Source organism: Marinobacter sp., from assembly GCF_040904845.1.
Classification (GTDB): domain Bacteria; phylum Pseudomonadota; class Gammaproteobacteria; order Pseudomonadales; family Oleiphilaceae; genus Marinobacter.
Genome location: NZ_JBBDSR010000050.1, coordinates 26273 through 37040 on the forward strand (window position 1 = coordinate 26273; position 10768 = coordinate 37040).

The 10768-nt window shown below is 59.1% G+C and carries 11 protein-coding genes; 3 read left to right on the top strand and 8 right to left on the bottom strand.

Going from position 1 to position 10768, the window contains the following annotated elements:
• Positions 1 to 24: 24 nt before the first annotated feature.
• Positions 25 to 1263, bottom strand: a complete 1239-nt coding sequence (locus WD429_RS05775) for a succinylglutamate desuccinylase/aspartoacylase family protein (RefSeq protein WP_368421234.1) — start codon at positions 1261 to 1263, stop codon at positions 25 to 27.
• Positions 1264 to 1544: 281 nt separating this feature from the next.
• Between WD429_RS05775 and WD429_RS05780 the strand changes: the two genes are divergently transcribed.
• Complete coding sequence (locus tag WD429_RS05780; protein ID WP_048496762.1) at positions 1545 to 1703, top strand: YqaE/Pmp3 family membrane protein; 159 nt, start codon at positions 1545 to 1547, stop codon at positions 1701 to 1703.
• 34 nt (positions 1704 to 1737) lie between these two features.
• Here the strand turns inward: WD429_RS05780 and WD429_RS05785 are convergent, their stop codons facing one another.
• Positions 1738 to 3378, bottom strand: coding sequence for an MBL fold metallo-hydrolase (locus WD429_RS05785; RefSeq protein WP_368421225.1), 1641 nt, complete (start codon positions 3376 to 3378; stop codon positions 1738 to 1740).
• A gap of 171 nt (positions 3379 to 3549) precedes the next feature.
• On the opposite strand from WD429_RS05785, the gene WD429_RS05790 reads away from it, so the two are divergent.
• Positions 3550 to 3975, top strand: a complete 426-nt coding sequence (locus WD429_RS05790; protein WP_368421226.1) for a thioesterase family protein — start codon at positions 3550 to 3552, stop codon at positions 3973 to 3975.
• On the opposite strand, the gene WD429_RS05795 is transcribed toward WD429_RS05790, so the two are convergent.
• The 5 genes from WD429_RS05795 to WD429_RS05815 form a co-directional block, all read right to left on the bottom strand.
• Complete coding sequence (locus WD429_RS05795; RefSeq protein WP_368421235.1) at positions 3961 to 5241, bottom strand: MATE family efflux transporter; 1281 nt, start codon at positions 5239 to 5241, stop codon at positions 3961 to 3963. The two genes, WD429_RS05790 and WD429_RS05795, sit on opposite strands and share 15 nt — an antisense overlap.
• Before the next feature lie 139 nt (positions 5242 to 5380).
• Positions 5381 to 5878 carry a thiol peroxidase gene (gene tpx, locus WD429_RS05800; RefSeq protein ID WP_368421227.1) on the bottom strand — a complete coding sequence of 166 codons (498 nt, stop codon included), beginning with the start codon at positions 5876 to 5878 and terminating at the stop codon, positions 5381 to 5383.
• A 118-nt stretch (positions 5879 to 5996) separates the two neighbouring features.
• On the bottom strand, positions 5997 to 6173 hold the full coding sequence (locus WD429_RS05805) for a hypothetical protein (RefSeq protein ID WP_368421228.1): 177 nt from the start codon (positions 6171 to 6173) through the stop codon (positions 5997 to 5999).
• Positions 6174 to 6190: 17 nt separating this feature from the next.
• Positions 6191 to 7411: a Bcr/CflA family multidrug efflux MFS transporter gene (locus WD429_RS05810; protein ID WP_368421229.1), complete on the bottom strand. Its 1221-nt coding sequence runs from the start codon at positions 7409 to 7411 to the stop codon at positions 6191 to 6193.
• Between the two features lie 232 nt (positions 7412 to 7643).
• The gene (locus WD429_RS05815) at positions 7644 to 8555 is read right to left on the bottom strand and encodes a LysR family transcriptional regulator (RefSeq protein ID WP_368421230.1); all 912 of its coding nucleotides are present in this window, start codon (positions 8553 to 8555) and stop codon (positions 7644 to 7646) included.
• Positions 8556 to 8655: 100 nt separating this feature from the next.
• Here WD429_RS05815 and WD429_RS05820 point away from each other — a divergent pair, with 100 nt between their 5' ends.
• Positions 8656 to 9327 (top strand): haloacid dehalogenase type II, encoded by a 672-nt coding sequence (locus WD429_RS05820; RefSeq protein WP_368421231.1) that lies wholly within the window; start codon positions 8656 to 8658, stop codon positions 9325 to 9327.
• A 134-nt stretch (positions 9328 to 9461) separates the two neighbouring features.
• Here WD429_RS05820 and WD429_RS05825 read toward each other — a convergent pair whose 3' ends face one another.
• Positions 9462 to 10613 (bottom strand): alpha/beta fold hydrolase, encoded by a 1152-nt coding sequence (locus WD429_RS05825; protein WP_368421232.1) that lies wholly within the window; start codon positions 10611 to 10613, stop codon positions 9462 to 9464.
• Positions 10614 to 10768 lie beyond the last annotated feature (155 nt).

The following is a 10768-nucleotide window of genomic DNA, read 5'->3' on the forward strand; positions in this document are numbered from 1 at the left end:
AATGCATCGAGAGCCGGTAGCATACTACTCTCCAGGCACTTCTGCCTCCGTACCAACGTGGTAGGCGGCAAAACCGGCCATCACCACCTGATCCACCGCCATGCCGATAATGCGACCGTCGCTGAGCGCGCGGATGGGGTGCTGGGCGTTGGTAATGGGGTCGGCGACGTAGCCGAGAATTTCCCCTTCCGAGACCCGGGCCCCGAGATCTACCTCGCTGAACAGAATGCCGCCATTGGGGGCACGGACCCAGTTGGAGTTGTAGTAGACCGGCTCCGGGTCGCCCCAGACGAACATCCGCGAAATCATGCCTTCTTTGTCCAGCAGGCTGGTAAGGCTGTTTACGCCGGCATCGATCTGATGTTCCTGAATGCGGTGAGACTCGCCGGCTTCCATGGTCACGGTACGAATGCCGGCTTCCACCGCCGCGGTGCGCAGCATGCCAGCGGAACCCGAGCTGTGGACCACGGCCATGCGGTCGAACCCACGGGTGAACTTTGCCACATCCGGGTTGTTCATATCCGCGCGCAGCTGAGGCAGGTTCGTGCGTTTCTGTGAGCCGGTGTGGATATCCACCAGCATGTCGCAGTGGCGGATCACCTTCTCAAACAGAGAATGGGCTATGCGGTCCGCCAGGCTGCCATCCGGGCTGCCCGGGAAATGACGGTTGAGGTCACGACGGTCCGGCAGGTAGCGGGTACCCTGCTGGAATCCTGGTAGATTCACGATGGGAATACCCACCACGCGCCCGGACAGTTTCTCGGGGTTCAGGTCGTACATGGTGCGGCGGACAATCTCGATGCCGTTCAGTTCATCACCATGAACCGCGCTGGTAAGGCACAGGGTGGGGCCGGGGTTGACCCCGTTGACCACCAATACCGGCGTGGGCTGTGCCAGCCCGGCAATCTGGATGTTCGATGACCAGGCCAGCCGTGTGGACGTGCCGGGGCGGACCTCGGACCCGAGCAGTTCAAATGGAGTGGCCTTTTCCGGTTCGGCCTCTGCGGTCTCCGCTTCGGGGTCTGTGCCAGTGTCCGGCGTTGGGTCCGGTACCGGAGCTATCTCTTTGAGATCGATATTGGGCGCAACTTTTTTTGGTTGATCCCCTTTTGGTTGATCGCTCTCATTGCCATCGGCCACTGGAGACTCTTTACGCGGTTCGGAGTTTTCTACGTCTTCAACACTTTCGTCCTCTGCCAGTTCAGCAACCAGAACTTCCTTGGCCTTACCGGCCTGGTCGGCCAGCACCGGGTGGGCAGGCATCAGGACGCCAAGCACCAGAAACGTCAGGTTTTTAAACCGGGTTAACTGCATAATTCCTCACAGGTCGGCAGCCAGCCAGCGCGGAGCGCCCAAGGCCAGCGGCGAAGTTGGGCCATAGAATAAATGGCCCCTGCTATCATGAATATGGCTGTGACAAAGGTTTAATGCCACCTTCATGAAATTATTGTGTATTTGAGAAAAATGGCCTAACTAAGTAGTAGGACTACAGGCATTGGTTTACGTTTGTATGACATTTATACGTGTTGAAGGGAGTGAACTGTATGGATCTTTTGCGAATTTTGATTGCGATTTTGTTACCGCCGTTGGGTGTTTTTCTGCAGGTAGGTATCGGTAAACACTTTTGGATCAACATCCTGTTGACCATTCTGGGGTACATTCCCGGTATTGTGCATGCGGTGTATATCATCGCCAAAAAGTAGGTAACAACGAAAGCCCGGTCAGTCCCGGGCTTTTTCATCTTGCTGAGCCGCTGGCCGACCAGTATTCATCCTGCATTCTGGCCTTGCCATCCGCTTTCAGCTTCAACAGGTGCGCCAGCGCTGAGCGTGCCGCCAGCCCGTGAATGGCCTGGGGCACATCGTCGTACGCGGCTGCCGTCAGATCTTTCAGCGTTACCGGTGCCAGCCTGGCCAGAGCCTTGGCCACCTTGTGTTCCCGGGCCAGCCGGTGAGTGATCAGGTAATCGATGACAGCTTCGGGGTTCCCCATCAGGAAGCCGTGCGCAGGCGCTATGTAGCGAATGGATTCGGCCAACAGGTCGTACAGCGCTTCCAGGTACGCCTTCATGTCCCCGTCTGGCGGATTAATCACCACCGTGGACCCCTGCATGATGTGATCTCCGGAAAACAGCAACGCCTGGTCCAGCAGCAGATAGCAGATATGATTAGAGGCGTGCCCGGGCGTATGAATCACCTTGAGGATACCGGCTCCGGTAACAATCAGGTCCCCGTGTTCGGGCTGATCGTCCGGCGTGAAGGTCTGATCCTGCGACGCCCCGGCCGGTGCCGGCAATCCGAATACCCGGCAGCCGGTGCGGGCTTTCAAGGCCGCGGTGGCAGGCGAGTGATCCAGGTGGGTATGGGTAAGCACGACCTGATCAATCACCCCGCCCGTGAGCTCCAGAATACGCTCGATGTGACTGTCATTCGCCGGCCCCGGGTCCAGCACCGTAAAGCGCTCGTGGCCCAGCAGGTAGGTGTTGGTACCCGGCCCGGTCATCATCCCCGGGTTCGGGGCTGTCAGCCGGATCACGCCTGCGGCCACTTCCACGGGTTCGCCGGGCACTATCTCGGCGTGGGTCGAGCCTTCGCCCTCCGGGTCCAGTTTGGCGGCTTCGTCATAGGCGGGTGAGCCGGGCTCCAGCACCACCGGTTTGCTATTCTTGATTGCCGGCCACGGCTGATCGGGGTACTGCTCCGGTGGATTGGCGTGGGCATAACGCATCAATGCCTCCGAGTTATCAAAGCTGCTTAACACCCGGAGCGTGCGAATTGTTGGCAGCCCCAATAAACGCTGGCCGTTACGATGCTCCTCCAGTGCCTCAGAGGGATTGATCCATACGTGGTCAATGGTTTCTACCCCGTCCTCGCTGGCCGCCTGGCCCTCTGGGGCAACCGTCACAAAAAACCGGGTATCAAACCGCCGTGGCGGCCCGGGCGGCGTGACCCAGTGGCTCAGATACGCCAGCCGATCCAGTGGAATCGCCAACCCATGCTGTGCGCATAACTGGGCCAACGACCGCTGACCACGGAACAGCGCCTGGCGTTCACCCTGAACCGCATGGGTGCCATCTATGGTGGCACCGTCGGCGTCCACCGCCACCAGAATGCCGGCCTCCTCAAAACACTCCCGCACCGCCGCCAGCATATAATCCGCACCGCCTTCGTCCAGGCTCATGGTCTGACTGATCTGCGCATCCGCCGGCCCCAGGGCATGTTCGCGACCCAGCAGTTCCTGCTCATCCACCGCACCGCCGGGAAATACGTAATAGCCGGGCAGGAATACGGCGTCCCAGGTGCGCTGCAAAAGCAGTACCTGAAGGCCGTCAGAGGTGTCGCGTGTCAGTGCCAGTGTTGCAGCAGGGCGAATGTCCATAGAGTGTCCGTCTGTATCCCGTTCGTCAGGTCGAAGGTGCGGTGTGGGTGCGGGCCGCCAATAACAACCCCAAGATAACCAATGTTTGGCTCGCTGTCTTGGGATGATGGCGAGACTGGAACCAAGTATCATGGCGTCTCCCCGAAACCTTCTCCCAGCAGGATCTTGAACTTGGCCCGTATAAAGCTTTCTTTTCCGGATGACGTTTTTTATTTTGAAACCAGAATGCCGGTTCGCATCACTGATATCAACGGTGCCAACCACCTGGGCAACGACGCCCTGATATCCATGCTTTCTGAAGCCAGGGCCCAGTTTCTGGTGAAATACGGTATCCAGGAAGCCGACCAGAACGGTGTGGGCATTATCGTTACCGACCTGGCGACGATGTACCAATCCGAATCGTTTTTCCCGGAAATGCTGCGATTTGAGGTGGGTCTGATGGACTTCAACAAATACGGCGGCGATTTTGTGTTTCGCGTGAGCAAAGCAGACAGTGGCCAGCCGGTGGCGCTGGCGAAGTACGGTTTTGTATTCTTCAACTACCAGCGCAAAACCGTGGTACCGATGCCGGAGATTTTCCGCTCACGCTTTGCCTGATCGCTGCAGTTTGTCCATGCCGGCCCGATAGAAAGTGTACGCCATCGTGCCGGCCATCAGGTTACCCACCAGCGCACCGCTCATCAGACCGGTCAGTTCATCAAGCTGTGCGCCGAGCCACAGCAGCGGCAGGAAGCACACAAACAGCCGGAGAGTCGACACCAGCAGCGCCCGCAAAGACAGCCCCAGCGCATTGCACACCGACACCATCAGCATGCACACGCCCAGACCGCTGTAGCTGAGCGGCACCCGCACCAGATAATTGCCCAGCACGGCCTGCACTTCGGCATCGCTGGTGAACAACTGTGCCACCAGCCCGGAGGCCAACACCCAGATCAGCCCAATAACCAGCTGCCAGCCCACCACAAAGCGTACTGCCAGGCGCACCAGTTTGCGGATCTGACCGATGTCACCGGAACCCAGCATGCGCCCGATCATGGGCGGCATCGACATAGTCAGTGCCAGTACCACCACAATGGAAAAGAACTCCAGCCGTGTGCCCAGGCCCCAGGCCGCGACCGCCGCAGAGCCGAACCCGGCCACCAGCGCGGTGGCTAACATGGCTGAGGCGGGCGGCATCAGCTGGCTGACCATTGCCGGTGCCATAATGCCGTTGAGCTGTTTCAGCGCCTTGGTCAGATCCAGTTGGCGCAACTCAAAACTGATCCACTCTCGCTTGAGCAGTGCCGGATAAATGATCAGCGCACCGATACCGAACGCGGTAATCGTGGCCCAGGCGGCACCGGGCAGGCCCCAGCCGAAAACAAATATATACAGCGGGTCCAGCGCGATATTGAGCAGGCTGGTGGCAATCATCAGGTAGCCCGGCAGTTTGGTGTCGCCGTGGGAGCGGCAGACGCTGTATCCGAAATACAGCATGGCACCGGTCCAGGCGGACACCAGCCACGGAGCCCAATATTGATTGATCACCGGCAACAAGGCCTGCTCTGCGCCCAGCAGGGTGAGAATCGGGCGCTGCAGCAACCACACTGAGGCACACAGCAGCAGGGCCAGGCTGGCACCCACCGTGATGACCAGGCCGCCCAATCTACGGGCCCTGAGTTCGTCGTTCTGGCCAAGGGTGCGGGAAATAATGGCGGTGGTGGCAATGCCCAGGCCAACGTACATGCCACTGACCAGTTGCTGCATGGGCACGGTAAAGCCCAGCGCGGCCAGGGGGTCACGGCCGAGCTGGCCGACAAACGCGCTGTCGGCCAGTTGGAAGGTCATCAGTGAGAGCACCCCGAACAGCATGGGCCAGGTCATCGAGAAGAGCTGGCGGGCCAGGGACGTGTTGTCGGGTGCGTTATTCACAGGTTGAACGGTGCTCGGATCAGGTCTCAAAGGGTATTTTTGAGAGCATTGTAGGTCGGGTTAGCGCAGCGTAACCCGACACTATACAGCATCAAAGCACGGCTAAGGCTGCGTCATAATCCGGTTCGTTCTTGATTTCGCTGACCAGCTCGCTGTGCAGCACTTTGTTGCTCTCATCCAGCACCACCACTGCGCGGGAACACAGGCCGGCCAGAGGACCGCTCTGGATGGCGACGCCGTAATCCTGCTGGAAGCTGTAATTGCGGAAGCTGGAGAGGGTTTCGACTTCCTTGAGCCCTTCGGCCCCGCAGAAGCGCCCTGCCGCGAAGGGCAGGTCGGCGGAGATGACGAGCACGACGGTGTTCTCCAGGCCGCTGGCTTTTTCGTTGAATTTGCGGGTGGAGGCGGCGCATACGCCGGTGTCGATGCTGGGGATGATGTTGAGGATTTTGCGTTTCCCGGCCCAGTTGTCGAGTTTGACTTCTTCGAGGCCGCTGTTCGTCAGGGTGAAGGGTGGGGCGTTGTCGCCGGTGGTGGGGAATTTGCCGGTGACTTCTATGGGGTTGCCATCAAGGGTGACGTTGCTCATGGGATGCTCCTGTTGTCTGGATTGTACTGGGATAGCCTACTCTGTTTAGCTCACATTGGATGACTTTGCACTTAAAGCCTGGAGTAGATCGGCCAGGGCGGCCCTTCCCAAAACACGCTCAAGCCCCGCAAGCGGGTCCGGCCAGCAATCGCAGATTGCTGTCGCTCAGCTGCACATGAAGCTTCGCTTCATAAACGTTTGCTTCGCCCATGGGGCGCTTGGGCTCCGCCATCCATGGCTCCGCACAGTTTTGGGAAGGGCCACCCTGGCCGATTCCGGACTTGGGAGTTGCCATTCCACTTTCCACCGTGATTAGCGGGGAGAAGCCGCCTGTGCCTCGAAACCCGCCGCTGGGTGTCTCTGAACCAGGATCAGATAACTGACCAGTGCTGCCACCGCGCAGAGGGCGATGATGGTGGCCATTACCAGTGAGGTACCGTCGTGGAGGTGGCCGACGAGTACGCCGGCCACGGCGGCGATGGCCATTTGGGTGAAGCCGAACAGGGCGGAGGCGGAGCCGGCCATGTGGGGGAAGTTGGCCATGGCACCGGCCATGGTTTGGGGCAGCACCATGCCGACGCCGACCATGAACAGGGCCTGGGGCAGGATGACGGCCCACACGCTGTAGATCTCGGCCAGCGCCAGGCCAGCCATGAGGGCACCACCGGCAACGCCGATGCTGAGACCCCGCACCAGGATCTGGTCCGGCCCTAGTCGGCTGCCAAGTCGAACGGCGGTCAGGTTGCCGGTGATGTAGCCGGCCACGATGCAGGCGAAGAAGAGGCCGAATTGTTCGGGTTCAACGCCGAGGAAATCGATCAGTACGAAAGACGAGCCTGACAGGAACGCGAACAGGCCGGAGAAGATCAGGGCGTTGGTCAGGGTGTAACCCAGGAAGCTGATGTCGGTGGCGATGGCGCGATAATTCCGCAGCAGGCTGCATAACCGCAGGGGCTGGCGGTATTTTGGGCTCATGGGCTCGGGAATGCCGAAGGCCACCACGACAGCCATAACAAGCGCATAGCTGGCCAGCACGACAAAAATAGAAGCCCAGCCCAGACCGGAAACCATGAATCCACCGATAGTTGGAGCTACCGCCGGTGCCAGCGCCATGATGCTGGCGAGGATTGCCATGATGCGGGCGGCTTCCCGTGGTGTGTAGATATCCCGAATCGCAGCACGGCCCAGTACTGGCCCGGCGGAGCCGCCAAGGGCCTGCAGGAAACGGCACAGCATCAAGGTTTCAATGTTGGTGGCGAAGGCGCAACCGATACTGGCGATGGCAAACAGCAGAAAACCGCCGATCATGATCGGTTTACGGCCAAAGCGGTCGGCCAGGGGGCCACAGATCAGCTGCGCCAGTGCAAAGCCGACCATGTAAAGGCTCAGCGTAAGCTGAACCTGGTCAGTCCCGGTGCCAAAATCGCTGCCAATCTGGGGCAGTGCCGGCAAATACATATCGGTGGCCAGCGGCCCCAGGGCCACAGCGGCGGCAAGTAATATGGTTGTCCAAACGCTGGTCAGCGCAAGCATGAGACTTCCCAGTCTATTCACAAGGTGAGCGAGCGGGTAGTGGGGAGGGGCTTTCCGAAACCCTGCGGAGCCATGGATGGCGGAGCGGAGCGTACATGGATGTATTCACAGCGTGTTTCGGAAAGCCCCTCCCCACTACCTGCGACTTACTCGGAGTCAGGGAAGTCTACGCCTACACGAAGCAAGGATAACGGCTCAACAGTTCATACATCGTATGAATGAAATCGATTGATTAATCGTTGAGGCCATTCATCGTTGCTGCTACGGCGTTCACCTGGTTGCGAATCCAGCGGTGGGCGGGGTCGTTCTGATTGCGGCGGTGCCAGAGCATCAGCAGGGTGAAGGGTTTGAAATCGAAGGGCAGGGGCACCCAGGCGAAGCCCCGGAGCAAGTGGTTACTCATACGCTCCGGTGCTGTGGCTAGCATATCGGTACCACGCAGGAACTCCGGTAGACCGGAGAAGTTGGATACCGTCACTGCGTTGCGACGGGTGAGCCCGCGAGTGTTCAAAGAAGTTTCCAGGGCCGGCTTCTCCCCAGTCGCGAACAGCAGCGAAACATGGTCCGCTTTCAGATACTCCGCCATATCCTGGGGTGGTTCGCGGTGACGGGCATCGTAGAACACCACCATCCGATCCGCCATCAGCCCCCGCTGCATGATATCCGTCGTTTCCGGGGCATGGGGCGAAATAATCAAATCGCAGACGTCTTTGCGCAGCATGTCGGCGGTCGGAATGCCGGAAGGAATCACCTGCAGCCGAATCCCCGGCGCTTCGCGCCTGAGGATATTGACCAGCCCGGGCAACAGCAGATCCCGCTGGTAATCATTGGCAGCGATGGTGAAGGTGAACTCCGCCGTAGCAGTCGTGAACAAAGGCCCGCTGGACAAGGACTGCAGGTCATCCAGAATCTGCCGGATATGCGGCCCCGCCCTCAGCGCGTACTGCGTCGGCGCAATGCCGCGCCCGGACTTCACAAACAGCGGGTCCCCCAGCGCCTGCCGCAACCGGTCCAGGGTATGACTCACCGCCGACTGGCTGACACTAAGCCGAACCGCTGCGCGGGACACGCTGCCTTCATCAAGCACCGTCAGAAAGGTACTCAGGGAGCGGGTGTCGAGGTTTGATTTATCAATGCCGTTCATGGATCGCAGTGTAATCCACTTCTACCCTGGTCGCATTCACAAAACGCCCATCGTTTACTAAGATGATATGAATGATCGCTCAATAATATCGGGAGGTACCATGACACTTAGGCTCGCATTCGATGTATACGGCACCCTGGTCGACCCCATGGGCATGGCAGACCTGCTAACACAGGATGCCGGAGAACAAGCAGAAGCCGTCAGCAGCCTATGGCGGGAAAAACAGTTGGAATTCTCCTTTCGCAAAGGCCTGATGCGAGCCTACGAAGACTTCGGGGCCTGCACCCGCCAAGCGCTGCGCTACGCCATGGCCACCCACAAACTGGACCTGACCAGCGACCGCGAAGACCAACTCATGGCCGCTTATCTCTCCCTGCCCGCCTTCGACGATGCCCTGCCGGCCCTGCAAGCATTGAAAGGAAGTTATCCGTTGTTCGCCTTCTCCAACGGCAGCTACCCGGCGTTAGAAAAAGTGTTAGGCCACAACCACCTGCTCGACCAGTTCGAAGGCCTGGTTTCGGTCGATGACATCAAAAGTTTCAAGCCAGACCCCGCAGTGTATGCCTACGCAAGAAGGGCAACAGGAGCCTGGGACGAACCGCTATGCCTGGTATCCAGCAACGCCTGGGATGTGATCGGCGCAAGAGCGGCAGGATTGATGGCGATATGGGTCAAGCGTGATGCGGGGAAAGTGTTTGAGGATTGGGGCATTAAACCCTCAGCAGTTATCAATAGCCTATCGGAGCTACCAGAAACCCTAAAAAGCCTCTAATGTTCATATGAAACAGTATTAAGCCAGCGAAGGCAGGTGTTGGGGGCTGGGCTTTCCAAAACAATCAGAGAAGCAACGATTCTCGTTTTGGAAAGCCCAGCCCCCAACAACTGCCGACCATCTCCAAACTAAAATCAGTCAGACCGCTCAGCAAGCCACCCAGCCAACTCGCCCCAGCTTTCCCCCGGTGCCTTACTCCCAGCCAGAATCCCCATGTGCCCGCCGGGAACAACCCTGAACGTCTTATCGACAGAGCTCACGTGATCCATCACCCGCTTCGCCGCCCCCGGCGTCGCCAAGGTATCGTCCTGACCGGCAATGGCCAGTAAGTTGGCATTCACATTCTCCAGCCGGGCCACATCCTCACCAATCTGAATCTCACCCTTCGACAGCTGATTATCAATCCAGACCCGCACCACCGTATCCTGAATAATCCCGCCCGGATAAGCCACCATCCGATCCAGAAACGCCGACGTCGTCGCGTGGTTACTGACAAACTCCCGGTCACCCAGGCGCACCACCAGCTCCCAGTACCCCATCACACTGCCAATCGGATTGGTCAGCTTGAACCCGATGGTATTGGCCCAGCCCGGCGTGTGAAACCACTGTGGTTCTACATCATGAATGCGAAAACCCGTACGCTTGCGCACAAAGTCCGCCACATCCGCCACCCGCTGATACATCAGCCCCATCAGACCAGAGGCATGACTGTCGATCGGCAAGCCCAACACCACCGCATTGCGAATGTGCTGATCCTGACTCAGCGCCGAATAAAACAGCGTAAACATGCCCCCCATGCTCCAGCCATGCAGCGACAACTCCCGCTCCCCGCTGTGCGCCCGCACCCGGTTCAGATACGCCGGCAGCAACTCCGCCACATAGGTGTGCAGGTTGTAGTGACTGTGCTGGCGGGTCGGAATCCCCCAGTCGATCAGATAGACCTCAAACCCCTTCGCCCGCAGAAAGCGCACCAGACTGCGCTGGGGAAACAGATCGTAAATCAGCATATTCACCGCCAGCGGCGGCACAATCACAATTGGCGTCTTGTGCGCCGTGCGCTCCACCGCAATGGTCTTACCATCCAGCTCGATGAAATCCTCCGCCAGCGGCGGGTAATAGCGCAGACTGACCAGCCCATCGGTGTATAGCGTCTCGAACGGCGTTTGCCCGGCTTGCACCAGGCTGGCAGCGCGGAACACCCGGTCAAAAGCGTTACCGGCATAAAGCGCGGTCTGCCGGGTGAGCCCCGCCGCCCTGTCGGCGGCGGATTTGAAAAGATTTGGCATAGGAATGTCCATAGCAGCTAAGACCTGGAATTATGGCGAACACAAGGCGGGCAATACAAAAATTGGCCAAGCGGGTAGGAGAGTGCCTTCCCAGACCGTGCATTGCCAGGGATGGCAATGCCGAGCCCCCATGGATGGGTTCACGGCGTGTCTGG